This is a genomic window from Nocardia grenadensis NBRC 108939 (assembly GCF_001613445.1).
Lineage (GTDB): Bacteria > Actinomycetota > Actinomycetes > Mycobacteriales > Mycobacteriaceae > Nocardia > Nocardia grenadensis.
In genome coordinates this window covers 47,169-67,487 of sequence record NZ_BDCJ01000009.1, presented here as the reverse complement: position 1 = coordinate 67,487, position 20,319 = coordinate 47,169, and the positions used below count along the sequence as shown (strand labels likewise).

Here is a 20,319-nt window from a genome sequence, read left to right as displayed (position 1 = left end):
GCAGTCAGGGCGGGCCCTTGGCGCAAGGACGTCCGATTGATCAGCGAACCGGCCGACGCCGCACAGATCGCCCCCGGAGTGGTACTCGATACCGCCGACGCCACACTCCCTCTGATGGGCCGCCCCCCGCTGGCCCCTCGGCACCACACTCCTGCCGAACCGGCAGCCCCGACACCGCGACGACGATCGCCGCCGCCCGGGCCGCTGCCGGATGCCACGTGGCCGACGCCCTGGTGAGTGGGGTCCGCACAGTATTGCCGACGGTTCGCCCACCGTCTTCCCGGGCGGTTCGGCCGACGCGACCGCGCGGGCGCGCCCCGTGCCGGCCGCTTACGCCGATCCGGTCCTGAAGGTCGGGGAACTCGGTAACGGGGCAGCGCGTGAAACTCGTCGACGATTCGCTTTTCGCCCCCCCCCGAGATCGGCCTGGTCACCGAGGCCGTGCGACTGGCCGGGGAGCTGGGCCTCACCGAAGCCGAGGTGCTTTCCGCACTGCCGCATGGCGGTAGTGCGGGACGTGCGGTGCTGAGTGTGGCGGCCAAGGGTTCGGTGGCGGCGTTCGCGGACTCGGTGGGCGATTTCCTGTGTAAGGATGTCGCCGTGGCTTGCGAACTCACCGGCCGGCTGGGCAGCGATCTCGGCCTGCTCGACCCGCTATCCGCGCGGCGGTCGGCTCGGGCTGAGCGCGGCATCCCCCGCTCGTTTCGGTCCGCCGCCGCTCCCCCGTTTCCCCTGTAGGCACAGAGCACTTGACGCCGAAGGGCCGGTTCGGAGTACTATTCCTCGCTTTTCGGCCACGCGGGAGATCGACCGAGCAGCCGGAGGATCCGGTCCAGCGGTGCGCCCGGGTCGCCTCCCGGTAGCGCATGGGCGAAGGGGGATCCGGGCTGCTCGCGTTCCGGGCCGTCGGGGACGGATTCGGCGATACGCAGCACCGGCTCGGCCGTGGCGGCGTCCAGTTCATAGCCCACACCGAGGGCTCGCGCGAGATCCCAGCCGTGGACGACATAGTCGACCAGATGGAACCCGAGGGCCTGCTCGCCCGGGACCGTCACATCCGGCCCGAATTCCGGCATCGCGAAGGGGCGTTCCGCCGTACCCGGCTCGGCGAAGGCCCGGAGGACCTCGGCCGCGGATTCGGTGTACTCGGCCGGGGTGTGCGGTCCCGGCGGCCGCACCTGCCAGTGCGCGAGGTCGGCGCCGTCACCACGCGCACCGGCGGCGAAGCCGCGATGCTGTGCGGCCATATGTGCCAGTAGGTCGCCCACTGTCCAGCCCGCGCACGGGGTCGGCAGGCCGAGTCGGTCAGGGGTCACGAGTTCGGCGGCGGCCACCGTGGTGAGCACCGCCCGACGGTCGAGTTCGACAAGATCTGTAAGCATGAGCCTACAATATGTAGTCGCTTATAATAAGTCAACGCTTATCATTTTTCGCTGGGTAGGTTCTACTCATGGGAACCACGGACCGTCCGGATCTGGCCGCGATGCTCGCGCCGCTGACCCGCACCCTCATCGCCCTGGAACGCCCGATTCTCGAAGCCCACGGGCTGACCATGTGGGCCTACACGGTCCTGATCGCACTGAGCCGCGGCACCGCTCGCGGTCAGGGTGTACTCGCCCAGGAGATCGGCGCGGACAAGACCCGGATCATCGCGGTCCTCGACGACCTCCAGGACCGCGGCTTGATCGAACGCACCCCCGATCCCACCGACCGCCGGGCCCGGCTGCTGGAGCTGACGTCGGAAGGCCATCGGATCGCGGCCGCGGTACAGGTCGAGATCCAGGCGCGCGAGAACGAACAGGTACTGGAACAGCTGCCCGCCGCCGACCGCCGCGGTTTCCTCAATGCCCTGCGCATCCTGACCGAGCCCTCCGGGCATCCGAACCCCGAGAGCAGCGACTGACAGCGATCCTCGACAGGCGCGACTACGGCCCGCCGGGCAGGCGCGCCGAATTCGACCGGACGGAAAGGTAGGCCCGATGAAGGTCATTGTCGACGAGACGGAAGGCCGGCCACCGGGCGCGATCAGACCGTGAGCAGGACCTTCGTGGCGCGACGCTCGTCCATCGCACGGTAGCCCTCCGCGGCTTGCTCCAGCGGCAGGGTGAGATCGAAGACCCCACCCGGGTCGATATCGCCGCGGACGATGAGATCGATCAGCTCGGGCAGGAAACGGCGTACCGGGGCCGGGCCCCCGTGCAGATGGACGGTGGAGAAGAACAGCCGCATACCGTCGAGTTCGACATCGTGGGCCACCCCGACGTAGCCGACATGACCGCCGGGGCGCGTGGCGCGAATGGCCTGCGTCATCGATTCCTGGGTGCCGACCGCCTCGACCACCGAATGCGCGCCGAGCCCGCCGGTGAGTTCCTTGATCCGGGCCACCCCGGCCTTACCGCGTTCCTCGACGAGTTCGTCGGCGCCGAACTCGAGGGCCAGCGCCTGCCGGTCGGCGTGGCGGCTCATGGCGATCACCCGGTCGGCGCCTAGTTGTTTCGCGGCCAGGACGGCGTGCAGGCCCACCGCGCCGTCGCCGACGACCACGACCGTCTTCCCGGGACCCGCCTCCGCGGCGACGGCGGCGAACCAGCCGGTTCCCAGCACATCGGAGGCCGCGAGCAGACTCGGATACAGGGCCGGATCCGGAGTCCCCGGGACGGCGACCAGCGTTCCGTCGGCGAGCGGGATGCGGGCCCGCTCGGCCTGGGTGCCGATCGAGCCCATCGGGACATTGTGGACGCAACGGCTCTGGTATCCGGCCCGGCAGATCTCGCAGGTGTTGTCGGAGGCGAAGAACGATCCGACCACGAAATCGCCGACCGCGATATCGGCGACCTCCGGACCGACCTCTTCAACGACGCCGATGTACTCGTGCCCCATCGGGGTGGGGCCCTCGACCGGTTCGACGCCGCGATAGGGCCACAGGTCCGACCCACAGATACAGGTGGCGGCGATGCGGATGATCGCGTCGGTGGGCTCGACGATCTCGGGTCCGGCCGATCCTCGACCCGGATGTCGCCGGGGGCGTACATGATGACTCCACGCATGTTCACCGTCTCCTGTAATTCTTCCGACCGAGGATCGACTTTTCCGGAGCACGTCGCGCAATTCCTGTACGTGGTGGGGCGACGCGACCGAGCGCGGAATTCGCGTCAGCCGAGTACTTCGAGAACTTTTTCGGCGAGCGGCCCGGAGGAAGCCGGGTTCTGGCCGGTGAACAGATTCCGGTCGACGACGGTGTACGGTTTCCAGATCTCACCGCGGGTGAAATCGACGCCGAGTTTCACCAGTTCGTCCTCGGCCGTCCAGAACGCTTTCGCACGCAATCCGACGGCATCTTCTTCGTCATTGGTGTACGCGGTCAGGCGGTACCCGGCGAAGGGCGATACACCGTGGCGCCTGGTCGCCAGAATCGCCACCGGGGCGTGGCAGACGATGGCCAGCGGCTTGTCCGAGGCGAGGGCCGCGGTCAGCAACCTGCCGGAGTCCGCGTCCCGCCACAGGTCCTCCATCGGGCCGTGGCCGCCGGGATAGTAGACGGCGTCGTAGTCGGCGAGGCGGGCGTGCGCCAACTGGATCGGCCGGCGTAACTCTTCGGCCGAGCGCAGGGTCTCTTCCAGTTCTTGGGCGACCTTGTCGCCACCGGCCATCGATGGCCGCAGACTCATCACATCGACATGAGGCACCACCCCGCAGGGAGTAGCCACCACGATTCGATGACCGGCACCGGTCAATACGCGATAGGGGGCGGCGAACTCTTCGGCCCAATACCCGGTGGGGTGCCGGGTGCCGTCGCTGAGTGTCCAATAACTCGCCCCGGTCACCACGAAAAGAATATCGGCCATAACAGCTTACTCCCGATCGGTTGTACAGCTGTGAGTGGTGAAGTCGATTTCACGGAACCCGAATTCGCATCCACTATAAGGCGGCTTCGCGGGGACGGGCAACAGCGCGAGAACTTCGCCGCACGCGGCGACGCCGGCGGCGAGAGCCCTTCGCACCGTCCCGAGGCAGTACCCGGCCGACGCCCGGGCATGGCCCGGGTTCCCCTATCGACGCGGCCGCCGGCCCGCGGTACGACGAGCTACCACGACCGCGGTACCCGGTCACGCGATACCCGGCTACGGTCCGGCCGAACGCGCCGGCTCAGCCTGGACGGGCTCAGCTTCGGTCGACTCGCCGACGACCTCGAGCTCAGCAAAGCGGGTATCCAAACCCCTGTTCCGCACCAAAGAGGCCCAGCAACTGGCCACCGTGGCGACTGCGGGCGAGGTGTTCGCCGAAGCGGTCGTGGCCCCGGCCGTGCCGCATCGGCGGGTCCCCCGATTGCGCGCGCTCATCGATCGGTGGATCGACGATGCCGCACAACCGCTGTTCCCCGGCGGATGTTTCTGGGGCGCGAATCTCCCGATATTCGACGGCCGTCCCGGGCCGGTCCGCGACGCGCTGCGGCAACAGCGCCGCGGTTGGCTGCACACGCTCGCGCGGGAGTTCGAGATCGTCGCTGCCACGCGGAGACGCGGCAGCGGTGACACGGATCTGGCGGTCTTCCAGATCGACGCCGTACTCAACGCGGCCACTATCGCCCTGCGCCTGGATGAGCCGAACAGCGTCGAGAAGGTGCACCGGGTGGTCGATGGTCTACTCGGGCCCGGTCACTCCCCCGCCGGGACGGACAGCCCCCGGGGAAGGGTGGTCGCCGCCGCGGCATCGGGTACGAAATCCACGTTTCCGGAGATTTCCGATCCCGCGATGGTTTGGGTGAGCCGGAAGGTGGGTACTATACCTCCGGTGCCGGCACAAGCCGTTTCGCCGCCGGCCGCCGGCACCATATTTCCGCCCAGCACCGCGATGGGTTTCGCGGTACCGGTGACGGTTTCGCGCAGCACCGCGTCCCGGTGGTCGTTCGGCTCGAGCAGGGCCAGGGCACCGATGCCCACCGCGGCCACACTCGGATACGCGGTGCGCGCGACCGCCCGGCCCACCTCGGTACCCGCGCCTCGTCCAGGAAATCTCACAGAAATGCGATTCACCGGTGGCTTCCGTGGCGCTGTTCCGAGGAGAAGCTCGACCTGCGCGACGAGGCCGCGGTGACCGCACTACCGCGATACCACATCGTGTGCACGTCGATGCCGGCCACGCGTCATCCCGAACTGGCCGCCGCGCACGACATTGCGGGCCGGCTCTGGGATATCGACACCGGACACGACCTGATGACACACGAACCCGCAGGCGGTCGCCGTCCTCCTCCGCGTGGCGGCAGCCCGATCCGGGCATTGCGCGTCAGTGCCGCACCGATCCGGTCACCGGCACGGGAGCCACATGGCCGGTCGCCGGACGGGTCCGGAACAGCGCGAGGCCGATATCCACCAGCGACGACCGCGGCAGAGAGGCGGTGTCGTGCAGCGGGGTCCATGTCGGATCGACGGTTCGACCGTCCGGCTCGGGCCGGAACCGCCCGCCGGCGACACGGACCTGGTAGAAGATGCCGACGTTCTGATGATCGGATCCTCCGGGGACCGTCCGTTCGGCTGCGGGTATCACCCTGGAATCCACGCCCAGCAGCCGCTCGACCGTGGCTGCGCATCCGGTTTCCTCACCGAACTCCCGGGCCACCGTGTCGAACGGGTCTTCTGCGTGCTCGACCCTGCCACCCGGCAGGGACCAATTCGTGTCGCCTTCGGGCGATACGTGACGGACGAGCAGCACCCGCCCGCCCTCGACGCACACGGCATACGCCGCCAACCGGAAACTCACCACACACCTCCGACCGAAAACCATCGTCACCGGCCAGAACATCATGTACTGCCGGTAATTCGCTGCGAACGGTAGCGAACGGTATGTGTCGCTCGTCGAGTTCGGGGGGCGGCGGGAGATTTCCGGCGGACGGAGATTACCTTTCGGATATCCTCCGGCCCGGAGTTTCAGGCGAGAGGGTTGGTCGAGAAGTCGACCTGACGCCGGGCGTTGGACATGGCGGTCACCGCGCAGGTGCCGACGGGGCCGGTGCGGTCGTACAGGGTGGCGGCGCCGATGGAGATCCCGGCCGAGGCGATGACATTGTCGGCCCGCAGACCGAGTTCGTAGCCGATCGGGAGGCGGGGGAGATTCACCGTCACATCGGCGTTGATATAGCCCGCGCCCTCGGATCCCCAGTGGCACAGATGGTTGGTGGCGTCGCCCATGACCGCGGCGCGCTGGAACGGGGTGATCGGTTCACCCGCGATCAGCGGCGGCAGGCTCTGCCTCTCGATCGGACAGCCTCTACCGGACGCTGCCCGCGGAACCGGCCCGCCCTCCGGCCGCGCGTCATCCCGAGAGACGAGCACCGATGCCGTCGAGCAGGAAATCGAGACCGGTGTAGAAGATTTCATCGGCATCCAGGTGGGCGGCATCGCGGATAACTGTGGCCAGCGCCGGAAATCGGCCTGTCGCGAAGGTCCGCTGCAGATAGGGCCCGAAGGCGGCCTGCCACTGCCGCTCATCCATCCCGGTGACCCGCTCGGCACGCCGCTCGGCGACCTCCCGGCGTACCGCGCCGATCACATACGCATTGACCGCATCTACCACCGGCATGACGACGTCCACTTCGACGCCGCCCATCCCGGCCACCACAGCCTCACCTCCGGCCAGTGCGTGCGGCCCGAGCTGAGGCCGCCCACCGACCAGGTCGGCAAACCATTCGTGTCGGTGCACGGCCTGCCTCGTGGTTTCGGCGAGAGACCGTAACACCTCTCGCCAACCCGCCCCGGTCGGTCGGATCTCGGCGTAGACCGTGTCGACCATCAGGTCGAGCAATTCCTCCTTGGTGGCGATGTAGCCGTACAGCCGCATCGGCCCGACCTCCAGCGCGGCGGCGACCTTACGCAGCGACACCGCTGCCAGGCCGTCCGCGTCGGCCAGCCGGATCGCCGCTTCTACGATCCGCTCCCGGCTCAACGGAGCCGGCACCGGTCGCTCCGGCGGTTCCGGCCGCTCCCACACCAACATGCCGCCGACAATACATCGCATACTCCGATACAGTGTATTGATCAATTCGGATGTATCGGAGGCGACCATGACCATCACTATCGTCGGAGCCGGACTGGGCGGCTTGGCCCTCGCCAGAGTGCTGTATGTGCACGGCATCGACGCCGTCGTCTACGAACGCGAGCTCGCACGCGATGCACGTGGTCAGGGCGGCATGCTGGACATACATTCCGGACAGCGGGCGCTGCGCGAGGCCGGTCTGCTCGACCGGTTTCACGCGATCGCCCGTATCGAAGGGCAGGATATGCGCCTCCTACAGCCGGACGGCACCTTGCTGCTGCAAGAAGACACTCCCGACGACGCCCCGCCCGACCGCCCGGAGGTCGACCGCGCCGACCTGCGTAACCTATTGCTGGATTCCCTCCCCGAAGACACGGTCCGCTGGGGGCACGCGTTCACCGCCGCCGACGAAGGTCTGGTGCACTTCGCCGACGGCAGCAGTGCGACCTACGACCTGCTGGTCGGCGCGGACGGCGCGCAGTCCCGGGTCCGCGCGCTGCTCACCGACGCCCGTCCGGCGCATATCGGCCAGAACGTCGTCGAGCTCGGCATTCCCGATATCGATCGCACCCACCCCGACCTCGCGGCAATGGTCGGACGCGGCAACTACTGGGTGCTCGGCGACAGCCTGTCCCTGGCGGCGCAGCGCAACGGCGACGGCCGCGTGCGCCTCGGCCTCAGCTTCTACAACACCGCCGCGGACTGGTTCGCCATCAGCGGCATCCCGTTCGACGACCCGGACGCCGCCCGGACGCGGCTGATCGATCTCCTCCCCGGCTGGCACCCCCGGTTCACCGCGCTGATCGCGGCCTGCGATGACACCATCGTGCCGCGGTCGATCACGACCCTCCCGGTCGGCCTGACCTGGCCGTCGACCCCGGACGTCACACTACTCGGCGATGCCGCGCACCTGATGCCGCCGGTCGGCGAGGGCGCCAATATGGCGCTGCTCGACGGCGCCCTGCTCGGTCTCGCGCTGGCCGCGCACCCGGACGACTTTCCCACCGCCGTCGCGGAATACGAACGCGAGATGTTCGAACGCACCAGCGCTGCCGCCCGGATGTCCGCGGACATGCAGGAATTGCTGATGTCACCGGACGCCTGCCAGAGGTTGCTCGAGTTCTTCCAGACGGACCCGAGGTAATCGAGATGGCCGCCCGGCCCGCACACCCATGGTTCGAGCCGTTCCACTGCTGACGTGGCAGCCCAGGGCCGGGGAGAAGGGGTTGCGCCGGCCGGTTCACGAGGTCGGGCGCCACACGCCGTTGAAATGCTGGCAGCTGTCTCTGGATGTGGACCTCACCGGCGTCTTTCTGGTGACCCGCGAGGCGATCCCGTATATCCGGGCCCGCGGCGGGGGTCACTGATCGCGGTCGCCACCACCGGTGTGGAGATGACAGACCGCGGGTCCAATGTCTACTGGGTACCCAAGGCCGCGGTCGAACGCCTCTACCTGGGCCTGGCCGCCGACCTGCGGCCGGACGATATCGCGGTGAACTGTCTGAGCCCTCCCGGATAGTACTCACCGAGGGCTGCCAGGTCGCCGGTGGTGGCGAGGTCCCGGCCGATATGGTGGAACCGCCGGAAACGATGGTCGGGCCGCGGCACTACTCGCGGCGCAGTACTGTATCGGTATCACGGCTACCGTCCAAGGCTCGGAAACCCTGCTCGTCACAGCGTGATTCCGGCTGCACAGCCATGGCGTCGCCGCCACCGCCGAGCTCTCAGGCTCCGCCGGGCCGGGCGCCGGCGTGGATCCATTGCTGATAGGTCTCGTGCCGGAACTGATAGGCAATGCCATTGACCCGGAGCAGGCCATTGCGGCGGGCCCAGTCGAGGAACAAGCCGGGCTTCTTCGGAAACTCCTTCGTGAATCGGCAAACGACTGCGGCCACGTAGAACCGGCCTGACCGTGAGCCCGACCGCTATTGCGTGCAGGACGCGGGTGGATTCGGCGATTTCCCAGTTTTCGTCGAGTCTGATGGCGGTGCTGTCTCTGCCGGAGTCGCGGCGCCGCCGGAGGCATAGGGCCAGGGACCGCAGCCACTTCTCGACGTTGCCGCTGGTGTAGTCACGGTACTTCGCGCTACCGCCGGTTGTTGCGACGGCGGCGGGAATCTGCGCCGCGAAGAGAAGTTCACGGACGGTATCGGTATCGGTGCAGGTGGTGAGCCGCGCGGCGGTGTCCGGGCTGTCGTGGAGCGTGGTAATGGTGAGGTCGAGCAACCAAGGGTTCTACTGGGCGGTGGCCAAGGGCCCGTCGGAGTGGTCACGGAGATGGCTCGTGAGGTCGGTCCAGGCCGTGTTGTGGGTGCCGATGTCGTGCTGGTAACTGGGAAGGTGGTCGATCGCCAGTTCGGTGGGCAGGACCTGCAGGGTGATCGTGGTGGCACCGTGCAGACCGTTGTCCCGGCTGACACCGGTCAGGCGATCGAACTCGGTGGATCGGCACAGAACCACGACAGGCCGGTTCCTCCACGGGGCATAGTTGAGCCGATACAGCAACGCGCGAGCGCGGGGTTTGTCTTCGTCGTCGGCGTCCATTTCGTCGAGGCCGTCGATCACGGGCGGGATCAGGCCCCGCTCGACCATTTCCTGGGCGGCATTGGCCGGCAGGCGATAGTCGATGCCGAGTCGGGTCGTCAGCCAACGGTCCAGTTCTGCTGTGCCGTCCCAACCGGCGGCGTTGACCCGCACAGGCACCGGTTCCTCGGCGCGGCGTGCTTCGGTGGCGATATCCCACGTTTTGTCCAGCAGCTGAGTCACCAAATAGGTGGCTGCCACCGTTTTGCCGCTCCCCGGCTCACCGAGCACGACCAGTCGGTGCGAGTGTTTTTCGGGGGGCAGCACGAAGTAATCAGCGATCTCCTCGACCTTCGCGCTATCCAGGATCTCCTCGGCTCGGTATGGTTGCCCCACAACGCAGTAGCCGTGGACACGTCTATGGCGACCACCGTGTCGGCCGCAGCCAAGCGGATTGGCGTCGTCGAGACATAGTTGCCGTCGATCCCCACCTCTGCCCGGCAAACAGACGTCGCTGTTCCTCCTCGAACTGATTCTGGGGCAGCGGGTTCCACCCATCGTCATAGAAGACGGTATCCAGATGGGTAACGGGCAACCCCAGCGCTTGCCCCAACCCTCGTGCCACAATCGACTTCCCGCTACCGCCGCAGCCAACTACGGCGATCCGGCGAATAGGCTTCGCAGAATCACGGCTTATCCGAGGCGCGATATCCATCGACTCTCCATCTGGATGCGTTGCCGGCCATCGGCACATCGATCAGGATGCGCCGGTTGCGGGTCGATCGAGAAGGTCCAGCAGCACGCGAAGCAATCAACCTCCGCTATCGCTGTAGCCCGCGGGTCTACTGGAGCGATGAACAGCAAGACCGTCTTCCAGAGATAGTGCGCAGCTCACGCGGTATTCCGCCGCCCGTGCTCACGTGTCGTCTACGAGTACGGCGAATCCGTCGAGGAGACGTTCCAGGCCGAACTCGAACGCTTCGCGCCCGCACTGCACGCCCCCGCGAGCGGCCTGTGCGGCGACGCCGACGCGAGCGGCGACCGGGAACCTCGCCGGGTCGGCGACGCTCTCGGCGATCGACATCACGACCCGCATCCACTGCTCATCGCTCAGCCCGCTCGTCCTCCGCTCCTGCCGTAGCGCATTGTCGATCCGAGTCGTCTCCGACACGTGCATCAACAGCTGCGTCAGGATGCGATCCTTGTCGATATCGCTCAGGGTGGTGGCTTCCAGCGGTCGCAGCTCGAGGTCCCGCTTGAGCATCTCGCAGGGCCCCATCAGTGACCGCGGAGACGCGAGCTCGGGCAACCAGGGATGGGTGAGCTGGAGCTCACGATTAGCGTGCGCGATCTCGGTCAGGCCGGTGCGCCAATGCATGGTGGCAGGTTCCGGCCGTGCGGAGTAGGTCTCGCGGTATGTCCGGTCGACCGCCAGGGCCAACAGATCTTCCTTCTTGCCGAAGCTGTAGGCCGCCATCGTCCGGACGCCGAGGCGCTCTGCCACGCCCCGCATCGAGAACCCGGTAGCTCCGCCGGCGTCGAGGACCTCGACCGCGGCAGTCAGGTAGTCCGCAACAGTCAGGCCCGACCGGCCTACCGCGCGCGAGTCGTCCTCCCACAGCAGCGCCACAGTGTGTCCGAACCGCATCTCCACCGCCGATCTGCTCCGAATCTTGACCGGTCCAATGCTCTCACATACTCTGTGCCGTACCGATATGCTGTATCGATACGTTGTATCGACAAATGAGGAGTAGTCCAGTGACCGCATCTGCCCATGACTCGCACCAGTTGGCCATGCGCGGGCTCACCGATGAGTCCGCGCCCGCGCGTGCCCAGGGCACCATTGATATCGACGCATCGCCGGAGCGCGTATTCGACGCGCTGGCCGACGTCACGAACTGGCCGAGCTTCCGCGGCGACGTCACCGACGCCGCGTCAGAGGGGCCGGCCGCGCCCGGGCAAGCCTTCACCTGGCGCGCCGACGGGACGCCCGTCAACTCCCGTTTCGCACTGGTCGAACGGCCCACCCGCCTCAGTTGGTCCAACGGCGCGCCCGGGATGGTTGCCTCCTGCGTCTACCAATTCAGCGCTACGCCCGCCGGCGGGACCCGCATCCGGTGCGAGGAGTCGATGGATGCGTCGGTGGCGGCCCCACACATCGACGACGCCGTCCTCCGCGCGGGCATCGCCTCATGGCTCGCGGGCATCAAAGGCCATGTCGAGGCCGGAGCGGCACCGAGCCTTGACCTCGAATCCTAAGGGTCCCGGCAGTAACCGCCGCATATACCTCGCGCCGGGATGGGTAGCCGGGATCTACACCGCTGCGGTCCTGTCCGACGAACTTGTTGCTGTTCTTCCGCGCCGTAAACCCACCGGCCGTGCATCACAGCGATACCGCGGGTCAGCGACAACTCCTCCGGTGAGTCTTCACCGGTCTGGGCTCCTAGATCGAAGCGTGACTCGGTGAGGCACCGGCGTTCTACTTCGATCGCAGCACTCAACTGCGGATGTCCAACTGGTCACGTGGGCGCGTGACACTGGTCGGCGACACGGCCTACTGCCCCGGCCCAGAGGTGGGCGGCAGCACCAGCGCCAGCCTCGTCGTGATCGGCACCTACACACTGGCAGGCGAATTGGCCGCCGCGAGCGGTGATCACACCATCGCGTTCCCCGCATACGAGCGCGCCATGGCCGATGCCGTGACCGGCAGTCGCGCCTTCGCGCGGCGCGAGTCTCTGTTGCGTACCAGCCCTCACCCGCCTCGGTGTCGCGCGACGCTGAAACGCGAGAACCGGCCAGCAGGTACCTGCTGGCCGGTTCTCGCGCGCAGACCTCACTATTCGAGCCGGCGGAGCGGCGAATCGGCGAGACCTGGATAATGTCCGCTTGGATCTGTAAAGACCGATTCCTCCCAGAGAGGCCGGCGCCAGTCCCTTTCGCCTCGACGGCCGATCTGCCTGTGGTGGTCAGCTGCCCGCTGTCGTGGTGTGGTCGATGAGCGTTTGGACCCCGTCGAAAATGCGGTCGAGACCGAAGGCGAGTGAGTCGATCTGCCGGTCGGTGCCGGTGAGCGTTCGCACCAGCGCGGGGAAGCATTCGGCGTGGCGGTCGACGAGTTCGCTGGTGAGCTGCTGCCATTCACGGGCGTGGTCGGCGTCGAAATCGGCGTGCTGCTGAGCGAGGTTGCGGACGTGTCCGGCGATGAGCAGGAATACCTGATGGCGTTCGATGGCCTGCAGTCCCGTCGATTCCAGCACCTCCAAGGCCGCGTCCATCCATCGGAGTTGGTTCGGGCCCAGGAGTTGGCGGCGCATGGTGGTTGCGGTGAGCAGCCACGGATGCGTGGAGTAGATGGTCAACAGCTGACGTGCCCAGGTCAGTAGTCGCGTACGCCAATCCGTATCAGGGTCCGGCAGCCTGGGGCCGGGGGCGAGGACGGCTTCGACCATCAATTCGACGAGTTCTGTCTTGCCGGGGATGTGGCGGTAGAGGGCCATACCGGAAACACCGAACGCGGCACCCACCTTGTTCATCGACACCGCATCCAGGCCATCGGCATCGGCGCAGGCGACTGCGGCAGTGGTGATGCCGGCGATGGTGAGGCCGGGCTTGGGCCCGCGCACGGGCCCGTCAGGTTCGCCCCACAGTAGTGCGGCAGCAGTGCGCAGGTCACGGGGCTTGTTCTCGGCACGGCGGGGCATGGCCGGAGGTCCTCTTTCTGGGATCGAGTTGACAGAAGACTCGTCCGTTTATACCTTAAACGGTCATGTTTCCGTCATAAACAGTTTAAGGAGTAATCATGCGGATTCCGGGCACGAAGCACTCCCAGCGCCTGCGCATCACCGCGGCGGACGGCATCGACGAAGCCGGATTCGTGCAGATCGGCGGCATCGGCCAGTGGATCTCGATCCGCGGGGAGCACCGCGGCAATCCGGTCCTACTCGAACTCCACGGCGGACCCGGCGCTTCCAACCTCATCTACGCCACTCGCACCCGAGACTGGGAACATCACTTCACCGTGGTGCGCTGGGATATGCGAGGCGCCGGAAAAACCTTCGGCCATACCGGCCCGGACGGTCAGGGTGAGATGAGTCTGCGGCAGCTCGAACACGATGCCCTGGAGGTCGCGGCTTATGCGCAGGCCCGGCTCGGCGTCGAGAAGGTCGTACTGGTCGGGTGTTCTTTCGGCTCGTTCGTCGCGCTGCGCCTCGCCCGCCATCATTCGCAGCTGTTCTCCGCCTATGTCGGCACCGACCAGAACATCAACGCCGGCGGCCGCGACCACACCGCCTACCTGGGCTTGCTCGAACGCCTCGAAAAGACCGGCAAGCACAAGGACCTCACCGCTGTCACCGCCATCGGAGCGGACCGATCGACATGGACCACCAAGGACTGGTCGCAGTACAACAAATACACAGTCAGCTCCGATCCGCTCACCTTCGACACCGTCAAGAAAGTCGTCATGGGCTCGCTGTTGACCTCGCCCCTGCACTCTCTCGGTGAGGTCGGCACCTACCTGAAGGCCATGAGCTTCTCCGAATGCCTCGCACCCCAATCGGTCGCGATCGACGAATGGGCCGAGGGCACCACGCTCGCGACCCCGTTCTTCCTCTTCCAGGGCGATCGCGACATCATCACCCCTGCGGAATCGGCCAAGTCGTTCTTCGACGACGTCACCGCCCCCGTCAAGAAATTCGCACTCATCGAGAATTCGAGCCATTTCGCCGCCTTCCGCCGACCTGACCGCTTCCTCGACCTGCTACTCACCCACGTCCGCCCCACCCTCGCTCCGAACACGAACAACACCAAACATCGATAGACGGCATCCCGCGCCGCGCTTGGGACTATCTCGGTAAGGGTCTCTCTCTGTGTCAAGCCTCGACAAGCAGAGAGGTACCAACTTCTTCGGCGCGGTCGACGTCGACATTGACGCCGAACTCGCCCAGCTGGGACCGACCGGTTATCGGCCTCTGCGGGGACGCGACACCCTGTTCTGACCGGCCACCCGCCCTCGTATTCGAGCCCAGACGACACGGGCCTACGACCTCGCCGACCACGAGTGGCGAGTGCACCGCGTCGATCGACTGCACCCCCGCCCCACCACGCAACACTTCTCCGCCCGCGCGCTCCCTGACGACGACCTCGCTCACTTCGTGATGAGCACCCACGACCGCGGCGACACGCCCGCCGCTTGGCACTGCACCGGCACCGCCCGGCTCAACCTGCCCGCTCGCATCGTGGCCCGCTGGGCACCAGGCGGCTCCGTCGTGGAACACCTCGACACCGAGCACTGCCGGCTCACTCTGGGCGCCTGGTCCTGCGCCGACGTCACCGGCATCCTCGCCACCTTCGACACCGAATCACCGAACTCCACCCACCTGGCTCGTCCATGCATGCCGCCGCCTGATACATCGCTGGGCCACTATTGCCAACGCCGGAGCCGCCCGGCTGATGACGCTGTCCGCCGAACCCCAGACCGGCGGCATCCAGCTCGAACTGCTGACCGGCCCGCTCACTGGGCCGACCGCAACCCGGACCGGGTTGCTGGTGTGGTCTCTGTCGACGGCGGAGTTCCGTGGGGATACACCGGTGAGGAAGGGCGAGAGATGATTCGGCGTGTGTGGCGCCGGATGCGGTGGTTCCTGCCGCTCGTGCGTCCGTTCGGTATGTCCGCTTCGATGAGTGCCGCTCAGCATGCCGAGGTAAACATCGAGATCAACGAGGTCTGCGCCGCGCTCGAACCGGTCCGGGACCGATTGGCCTGCCCCAGATCCGGCGGAAGGATTTCCGGGCTGTTGCTGCCGCCGTTCGGGAGACCGCGGCAGCATGCGATGGACAGGATCGCTGAGTCGATGACCTACGGGGTGACCATCGGCCAGGCGGCCGTGTTCGCCGGCATCACGATCAAAACGGTGCGGCATTACCACAAGCTCGGCCTGCTCGACGAGCCGGCGCGCGACAGCTCGGGTTACCGGCGATACGGCTCACCCGAACTGTTGAGGTTGGTACAGGTCAGGACACTGGCCGCCGCCGGGGTGCCGCTGGCCGACATCGGCCCGCTTATCGACTCCGACCCCGCGCAGTTCGCCGATGCACTCGCCGATGCCGAACAACGCCTCACCGCACGAATCACCGAGTTGACCGCGCAGCGAGATATGCTCCACCGGCTCACCTCCGGTGACCGCACCTTGTTGCCCGACCGCGCGGTGGCATTGCTGGAGGGAATGCCGACCCTCGGCTTCACACCACACGACGTGCAGACCGCCCGAGAATCCTTCGTGCTGGCCAAAGCGCTGGTCTCCGAAGGCTTCGACGACTACCTCACCGATATCGAGCACGCGCTGCACGACCCCCGCTTCGTCGAACTGGCCGAGCGGAGCGCCGAAGTCATCGGCTGGGAACCGGACGACCCCCAATATCCACGGACGAGCGCCGGGGCCGAGCCGCGCCGGTCGCGGTTGGTGCCGATGGTCAATGTACAGATCACCGGGCATTCCAACGCCACAGCGGGTTACCCATACGCGCCGAACCGCACCGGGCGATCCGCCGCTCGGGGTAGCGGTCTCCCGGTATTTCCGCCCGGCTCGGCGCGCCGATCGCCCTGCCGGGAGCACATCGGCGGCGTCTCGACGCTGCTCGTCGGCCGCTATGGGCTCACCCCTGATCGTCCAGAACCTCCCGCAGCCTGTGCGCGAATTCCTCGGGCTGCCCCGCATATCCGAATTCTCCGTCGAGGAATCCGCCGTGATGACTGGGGAACACGGTCACGCGCTGACCGAGCAATTCCGCGGTGGCTGTCGCGGTGCGGCCGGTGAACGTATTCCCTGTTTCCATACCTACAGCGATGACGATGCGGGTCGGCGCGGCGGCCGTCGCGGTGAGGTCGGGCCGATAGCTGGTGACCGCCCGGGAGCGATCCGACAGCAGCGGGTCGTCTCGCGAACCGTCGTCCTCGGCCGGCATCCCGAACAGGGCGGGGTCGGCGGCCGGTTGCGCGAAGTACTCGTCGGTGAACTCGCCCTGCCAGGAGGTCATCGCGAGAAAGGCCGCCATCCCGGCACCGGAGCCCTTTGCCTCGTAGGTGTCACGCACGGCCACCCGGGCACGTTCGGCCGCCTCGGCATCGGGCAGCACCGGAATCAGCGGCGGCTCGTGCGCCACCAGGGTGATCACGTCGCCGGGGTGGGCCGCCACGAGCGCGAGCGCGGTCACCGCACCGCCGCTGCTCGCGAACATCTCGACGGGACCGGCACCGAGCGCCTCGACAACGGCATGCACATCCTCCGCTTGGACCTCCGGTTCGTGATCGACGCGGCCGTCTTTGCGGACACTGCGTCCGATGCCTCGCGGGTCATAGGTGACAACAGTGCGGTCGGGAAAATATGTGGCAAGGGCCCGGAAGCCGGCTGCTGCCATGGGTTGACCGATCATGAACAGCGGCGGCCGTCCCCCGGCGGTGGGCAGCGGGCCGTGCACGTCGTAGACGATATCGGCACCGGTGGTTTCGAGAGTATGCGTCGACATACCGGTGACGACGCCATCCGGGCCGAGAACTCATCGCGCCCCGCCACAACCGGCCGAGATCCGCCGGTCCGCGACGGCTACCCGAGTTGTCGATGCAGGTCAGCGTGGCGACGAACTCGGCATCCTCGCCCGTGCCGGGGGCCATCGCCAATGCGGCCACGACCCGCCACGCCTCGTCGTCACCGAAGTCGGTCCGGATGAACAGCGACACGTCGTCGTCGAGGTAGTCGTCCAGACTGCGCTCCGTGCCCAGCGCTTCGGTGAGTGCCGCATCCGCCCGCACGGCCGCGTCATCTGGGATGCCGCCGGGGTCCTGTTCATCCCCGTCCGGCGAAACGATGGAGGCGATGATCCGTTCACAATCGGTCGGCGACAGTGGGATATCGCTGCGGACCTCGAATGTCCAGGGACCGAGAGCCTCTCGGTGTACTACCGACGTTTGCTGTATCGAGGGGTCCGGCTCGGGTTCGCCGGCATCGGTATGCCACTGGCGCAGGGTGAACGACATTCGGTGACGGTAAGGCACCGTACCGACACCTGGCGTCTGCGCCTGCGGTACCGGTGTTCACCATCGCGCCAACCGCCGCCGAACAGGTGGGTGGTGCCACGTGCCCAGCCCGGGTCGCCTTCGCGCACGAAACCGGCCCCGCGCCCATGATCTCGCCGAGCAGATCGTGCCTACCGCGCAGCGAACCGGAAGCCCGCCGCGTGCCGGATCGGCCTCGGTCCTCACCCATCAGGCCCCGGCCGTGGTCATGTTCAGATCTCGGGCGGTCCGATCGGCCTCGGCCCTCGACACGTTCGCTCGGTCCTCCGCCGGTCCTTGTACAGCCCGACCTAGCCCGATCGGCCGGAACTTGCCGGAAGAGGTGACCGCTCGCCCCGATCTGTGCCGGCGGCGCCGAACCAGCGCGGCAGGTGCTCGAGCAAATCCTGTTGTTCGTCGCCGACCCATGTCACGTGGCCGTCGGGGCGGAGCAGAACGGCAGGTACCTCGAGTTCCGCGTCGACGGCGACGACGTGGTCGATCCGATCCGTCCACCCGGTGACCGAGAGCCGCCCGGTCCGGTCGAGCAGCAGGCCGCGGCCCGCGTGCATCAACTCGTAGAGACGAGCGGGCCCCAATCGCATGTCACGCAGCCGCCGGCCGAGCAGCTCGTGCCCCTCGCCGAAGTCGTAGCGGATACCGATCGCGACGATCTTCTCGATCAGGTAGCGGTTCACCTCCTCGAAATCCATCAATTCCGACAGCAGCCGGCGCACCGCCCGCGGGCCCGGTTCGGTGGACATCAGCTCGGCCTGCGCGCGGGTGTTGTCGAGCACGTCGACGGCCACGGGCCGCCGTTCGCTCTCATAGCTGTCCAACGACCCCTCCGGCGCCCAGCCGTTGATCTCGGCAGCCAGTTTCCAGCCGAGGTTGAACGCGTCCTGAATGCCCAGGTTCAGCCCCTGTCCACCCATCGGCGGATGGACGTGCGCCGCATCGCCGGCCAGCAGCACCCGTCCGACTCGATACCGCTCGGCCAACCGGGTGGCATCGCCGAAACGGGACAACCACCGCGGCGAATGCACACCGAAATCGGTGCCGGCGAACACTCGCAGCTGCTGCGCGAATTCCTCCAGAGTCGGGGTGACCGAACGGTCCTCGACCACCTCGGCCGCGGGTACGACGACCCGATACACCCCGTCGCCCAGCGGGCCCAAGCCGAAACGCAGTTGCGTCCTACGAACCTCGGCGACGGTGGCGCTGATCGTGGCCGGGTCCTCGGTCACCTCCATTTCGCCCACCAGCGTGTCGTTGTAGGACGGGTCGCCCAGGAAATCGACACCGAGCAGTTTGCGCACCGTACTGCGGCCGCCATCGCAACCCACGAGGTACCGCGCGCGCAATCGCGTACTATCGGCCAGTTCGACGTCCACCCCGTGCTCGTCCTGGCTCAGCCCGGCCACCTCGCTGCCCCGCCGGATCTCCGCCCCGAGTTCGGCGGCGTGCTCGGCCAGCAAGGGCTCGGTGACAGTCTGCGGAATTCCGAGAACGTAGGCGTGCGCACTGTCCAGACCTTCGGGGGCGGGCTTGGCGATACCGGCGAAGAATCCCCCGAGCGGGTGCTTACGGCCGCGCGCGAGAAACCGCTCCAGCAGACCCCGCTGATCCATCACCTCGATACTGCGCGCATGCAGACCCAGCGAACGGACGAACGCGGGCGGCTGCAGCTCCTTCTCCAGTACGACCACGCGCACACCGTGCAGGCGCAGTTCCCCGGCCAGCATCGAACCGGTCGGGCCACCGCCGGCAATGATCACATCGAACATGAGCCCCCCATCCACTGAGAGTTCGGAGTTCCACCAGATGCTCACACTGTTCACACACAGTTCGAACCCCGCGTTTTCGCAGGTCCTGGCCTTCGGCCGGATATTCTGCGCCATGTCCCGGGCCTTGCCGCAAGTCCCCCTGTGCGATATATGTTGAAAGGGGAAGGGGTACACGACCACCGATCGGAGACTTGGGAACACCGGCGGAGCATCACGGATGAGCCTTCGGCATGCCATCGCCGTCGATGCAGCCGTTGATTTTCTTCGGCAGCCGCTGCTGCACCACACGCTCGACCGACGTGCCAGTCCTCCCAGGTCGACCGGCCGGGACCGACTTACGCCCCGCTCCGGGTCAGCTCGCAGTCCGGACCTTGCCCCAGACGATCAGCGCCCAGCCCAGGCACACGAACGCCGCCGTGCTCGTCATTGTGCGCACAATATTCCAGGCCACCCACCGCGCCTCGGCGAATGCCTCCCGTACCGCTGCCGGATCGGCCAGGTCGGCGGGCGCGCCCGCGGCCTTCAACGCGTCGTTGAGCGGCAGATGTACGGCGAAGGTGATCACCACGGCCACCAGGTAGAGCACTGCCGCGGCCACCACCCAGAACAGCACCGAGCGGCTGTCGCCGCCGAAGTTCAGCAGCGCTGCCGCGATCGACAGGATCAGGGCCCCCAGGAAGGTGGCCAGGAACAGCGGATTGATGATCGCGCGGTCGATCGCCTGATACGCACCGATGAAGGTGCGGTCGTCGGTCGTCCGCAGGCCGGGCATGATCGCCACCGCGTAGATGCCGAACACTCCCGCCATCAGGCCGGTGGCCACGGTGGCCGCGATCAGTACGACGGTCCGGAGTCCGTCCATCTCTTCTCACCTCGTTCGAGTAGTCCCGATTCCCGTTCGAGACCCGCAGAGGCAGCCCTGAACAGGGC

Annotated in this window: 20 protein-coding genes and 4 pseudogenes; 8 read left to right on the top strand and 16 right to left on the bottom strand. The window is 67.2% G+C overall.

The window, feature by feature from the left end; genetic code table 11:
- The first annotated feature begins 441 nt into the window (after positions 1-441).
- A complete protein-coding gene (locus tag NGR01S_RS10230; protein ID WP_063035947.1) occupies positions 442-738 on the top strand; it encodes a hypothetical protein in 297 nt (98 codons plus the stop codon).
- A 38-nt stretch (positions 739-776) separates the two neighbouring features.
- On the opposite strand, the gene NGR01S_RS10225 is transcribed toward NGR01S_RS10230, so the two are convergent.
- Entirely contained in the window at positions 777-1,382 is a 606-nt protein-coding gene (locus tag NGR01S_RS10225) for a TIGR03086 family metal-binding protein (protein WP_063035946.1), read from the bottom strand.
- A gap of 68 nt (positions 1,383-1,450) precedes the next feature.
- Here NGR01S_RS10225 and NGR01S_RS10220 point away from each other — a divergent pair, with 68 nt between their 5' ends.
- Positions 1,451-1,903, top strand: a complete 453-nt coding sequence (locus tag NGR01S_RS10220) for a MarR family winged helix-turn-helix transcriptional regulator (RefSeq protein WP_063035945.1) — start codon at positions 1,451-1,453, stop codon at positions 1,901-1,903.
- 122 nt (positions 1,904-2,025) lie between these two features.
- Here the strand turns inward: NGR01S_RS10220 and NGR01S_RS10215 are convergent.
- Positions 2,026-3,047: pseudogene (locus tag NGR01S_RS10215) on the bottom strand (zinc-dependent alcohol dehydrogenase family protein).
- 105 nt (positions 3,048-3,152) lie between these two features.
- Positions 3,153-3,845 carry a type 1 glutamine amidotransferase domain-containing protein gene (locus NGR01S_RS10210; protein ID WP_063035944.1) on the bottom strand — a complete coding sequence of 231 codons (693 nt, stop codon included), beginning with the start codon at positions 3,843-3,845 and terminating at the stop codon, positions 3,153-3,155.
- 409 nt (positions 3,846-4,254) lie between these two features.
- Between NGR01S_RS10210 and NGR01S_RS33155 the strand changes: the two are divergent.
- Positions 4,255-4,566, top strand: a pseudogene (locus tag NGR01S_RS33155) (TetR family transcriptional regulator C-terminal domain-containing protein); the annotation flags it as partial.
- 89 nt (positions 4,567-4,655) lie between these two features.
- On the opposite strand, the gene NGR01S_RS30885 reads toward NGR01S_RS33155, so the two are convergent.
- The 4 genes from NGR01S_RS30885 to NGR01S_RS10185 all read right to left on the bottom strand — a co-directional run bounded on the left by NGR01S_RS30885 (position 4,656) and on the right by NGR01S_RS10185 (position 6,990).
- Positions 4,656-5,018: a hypothetical protein gene (locus tag NGR01S_RS30885; RefSeq protein WP_157107192.1), complete on the bottom strand. Its 363-nt coding sequence runs from the start codon at positions 5,016-5,018 to the stop codon at positions 4,656-4,658.
- A gap of 265 nt (positions 5,019-5,283) precedes the next feature.
- Positions 5,284-5,757 carry an NUDIX hydrolase gene (locus tag NGR01S_RS10195; protein WP_063036307.1) on the bottom strand — a complete coding sequence of 158 codons (474 nt, stop codon included), beginning with the start codon at positions 5,755-5,757 and terminating at the stop codon, positions 5,284-5,286.
- 167 nt (positions 5,758-5,924) lie between these two features.
- Positions 5,925-6,329 carry a hypothetical protein gene (locus NGR01S_RS10190; protein WP_174551690.1) on the bottom strand — a complete coding sequence of 135 codons (405 nt, stop codon included), beginning with the start codon at positions 6,327-6,329 and terminating at the stop codon, positions 5,925-5,927.
- Positions 6,310-6,990 carry a TetR/AcrR family transcriptional regulator gene (locus tag NGR01S_RS10185; protein WP_063036306.1) on the bottom strand — a complete coding sequence of 227 codons (681 nt, stop codon included), beginning with the start codon at positions 6,988-6,990 and terminating at the stop codon, positions 6,310-6,312. Before NGR01S_RS10185 ends, NGR01S_RS10190 begins: the two co-directional genes overlap by 20 nt.
- 67 nt (positions 6,991-7,057) lie before the next feature.
- Between NGR01S_RS10185 and NGR01S_RS10180 the strand changes: the two genes are divergently transcribed.
- Entirely contained in the window at positions 7,058-8,173 is a 1,116-nt protein-coding gene (locus NGR01S_RS10180) for an FAD-dependent oxidoreductase (protein WP_063035941.1), read from the top strand.
- 115 nt (positions 8,174-8,288) lie between these two features.
- Positions 8,289-8,711 (top strand): annotated as a pseudogene (locus tag NGR01S_RS10175) (SDR family oxidoreductase); the annotation flags it as partial.
- A gap of 42 nt (positions 8,712-8,753) precedes the next feature.
- Here the strand turns inward: NGR01S_RS10175 and NGR01S_RS30880 are convergent.
- From NGR01S_RS30880 to NGR01S_RS10165, 3 genes are all read right to left on the bottom strand, one after another.
- On the bottom strand, positions 8,754-8,924 hold the full coding sequence (locus tag NGR01S_RS30880) for a hypothetical protein (RefSeq protein ID WP_157107191.1): 171 nt from the start codon (positions 8,922-8,924) through the stop codon (positions 8,754-8,756).
- 340 nt (positions 8,925-9,264) lie between these two features.
- A complete protein-coding gene (locus tag NGR01S_RS10170) occupies positions 9,265-9,948 on the bottom strand; it encodes a hypothetical protein (RefSeq protein ID WP_063035940.1) in 684 nt (227 codons plus the stop codon).
- A gap of 520 nt (positions 9,949-10,468) precedes the next feature.
- Entirely contained in the window at positions 10,469-11,200 is a 732-nt protein-coding gene (locus NGR01S_RS10165) for a TetR/AcrR family transcriptional regulator (RefSeq protein WP_218020754.1), read from the bottom strand.
- Between the two features lie 110 nt (positions 11,201-11,310).
- On the opposite strand from NGR01S_RS10165, the gene NGR01S_RS10160 reads away from it, so the two are divergent.
- Complete coding sequence (locus NGR01S_RS10160; protein ID WP_063035938.1) at positions 11,311-11,811, top strand: SRPBCC family protein; 501 nt, start codon at positions 11,311-11,313, stop codon at positions 11,809-11,811.
- Between the two features lie 707 nt (positions 11,812-12,518).
- Here NGR01S_RS10160 and NGR01S_RS10155 read toward each other — a convergent pair.
- The gene (locus tag NGR01S_RS10155; protein WP_063035937.1) at positions 12,519-13,253 is read right to left on the bottom strand and encodes a TetR/AcrR family transcriptional regulator; all 735 of its coding nucleotides are present in this window, start codon (positions 13,251-13,253) and stop codon (positions 12,519-12,521) included.
- 98 nt (positions 13,254-13,351) lie between these two features.
- On the opposite strand from NGR01S_RS10155, the gene NGR01S_RS10150 reads away from it, so the two are divergent.
- Both NGR01S_RS10150 and NGR01S_RS33000 read left to right on the top strand, forming a co-directional pair.
- Complete coding sequence (locus NGR01S_RS10150) at positions 13,352-14,371, top strand: alpha/beta fold hydrolase (RefSeq protein ID WP_063035936.1); 1,020 nt, start codon at positions 13,352-13,354, stop codon at positions 14,369-14,371.
- A 337-nt stretch (positions 14,372-14,708) separates the two neighbouring features.
- Positions 14,709-15,557, top strand: a pseudogene (locus NGR01S_RS33000) (MerR family transcriptional regulator); the annotation flags it as partial.
- On the opposite strand, the gene NGR01S_RS32405 reads toward NGR01S_RS33000, so the two are convergent.
- From NGR01S_RS32405 to NGR01S_RS10125, 5 genes are all read right to left on the bottom strand, one after another.
- Positions 15,537-16,046, bottom strand: a complete 510-nt coding sequence (locus tag NGR01S_RS32405; protein WP_063035934.1) for a hypothetical protein — start codon at positions 16,044-16,046, stop codon at positions 15,537-15,539. The pseudogene NGR01S_RS33000 and the gene NGR01S_RS32405 sit on opposite strands and share 21 nt — an antisense overlap.
- 160 nt (positions 16,047-16,206) lie before the next feature.
- A complete protein-coding gene (locus NGR01S_RS10135) occupies positions 16,207-17,016 on the bottom strand; it encodes an alpha/beta fold hydrolase (protein WP_373861411.1) in 810 nt (269 codons plus the stop codon).
- Positions 16,904-17,584: a DUF6924 domain-containing protein gene (locus tag NGR01S_RS33150; protein ID WP_373861405.1), complete on the bottom strand. Its 681-nt coding sequence runs from the start codon at positions 17,582-17,584 to the stop codon at positions 16,904-16,906. Before NGR01S_RS33150 ends, NGR01S_RS10135 begins: the two co-directional genes overlap by 113 nt.
- Before the next feature lie 329 nt (positions 17,585-17,913).
- Positions 17,914-19,389 carry a rifampin monooxygenase gene (gene rox / locus NGR01S_RS10130; protein WP_063036305.1) on the bottom strand — a complete coding sequence of 492 codons (1,476 nt, stop codon included), beginning with the start codon at positions 19,387-19,389 and terminating at the stop codon, positions 17,914-17,916.
- Between the two features lie 352 nt (positions 19,390-19,741).
- The gene (locus NGR01S_RS10125) at positions 19,742-20,251 is read right to left on the bottom strand and encodes an anthrone oxygenase family protein (protein ID WP_063035932.1); all 510 of its coding nucleotides are present in this window, start codon (positions 20,249-20,251) and stop codon (positions 19,742-19,744) included.
- Positions 20,252-20,319: the final 68 nt, after the last annotated feature.

Bases quoted from the DNA above. Each gene is read 5' to 3' on its own strand.
- NGR01S_RS10185 (WP_063036306.1), bottom strand. From the start codon at position 6,990: ATGTTGGTGTGGGAGCGGCCGGAACCGCCGGAGCGACCGGTGCCGGCT.
- rox (WP_063036305.1), bottom strand. From the start codon at position 19,389: ATGTTCGATGTGATCATTGCCGGCGGTGGCCCGACCGGTTCGATGCTG.
- NGR01S_RS10180 (WP_063035941.1), top strand. From the start codon at position 7,058: ATGACCATCACTATCGTCGGAGCCGGACTGGGCGGCTTGGCCCTCGCC.
- NGR01S_RS10125 (WP_063035932.1), bottom strand. From the start codon at position 20,251: ATGGACGGACTCCGGACCGTCGTACTGATCGCGGCCACCGTGGCCACC.
- NGR01S_RS33150 (WP_373861405.1), bottom strand. From the start codon at position 17,584: ATGTCGTTCACCCTGCGCCAGTGGCATACCGATGCCGGCGAACCCGAG.
- NGR01S_RS10210 (WP_063035944.1), bottom strand. From the start codon at position 3,845: ATGGCCGATATTCTTTTCGTGGTGACCGGGGCGAGTTATTGGACACTC.
- NGR01S_RS10165 (WP_218020754.1), bottom strand. From the start codon at position 11,200: ATGCGGTTCGGACACACTGTGGCGCTGCTGTGGGAGGACGACTCGCGC.
- NGR01S_RS10225 (WP_063035946.1), bottom strand. From the start codon at position 1,382: ATGCTTACAGATCTTGTCGAACTCGACCGTCGGGCGGTGCTCACCACG.
- NGR01S_RS10155 (WP_063035937.1), bottom strand. From the start codon at position 13,253: ATGCCCCGCCGTGCCGAGAACAAGCCCCGTGACCTGCGCACTGCTGCC.
- NGR01S_RS10220 (WP_063035945.1), top strand. From the start codon at position 1,451: ATGGGAACCACGGACCGTCCGGATCTGGCCGCGATGCTCGCGCCGCTG.
- NGR01S_RS32405 (WP_063035934.1), bottom strand. From the start codon at position 16,046: ATGCCCGGTGATCTGTACATTGACCATCGGCACCAACCGCGACCGGCG.
- NGR01S_RS10150 (WP_063035936.1), top strand. From the start codon at position 13,352: ATGCGGATTCCGGGCACGAAGCACTCCCAGCGCCTGCGCATCACCGCG.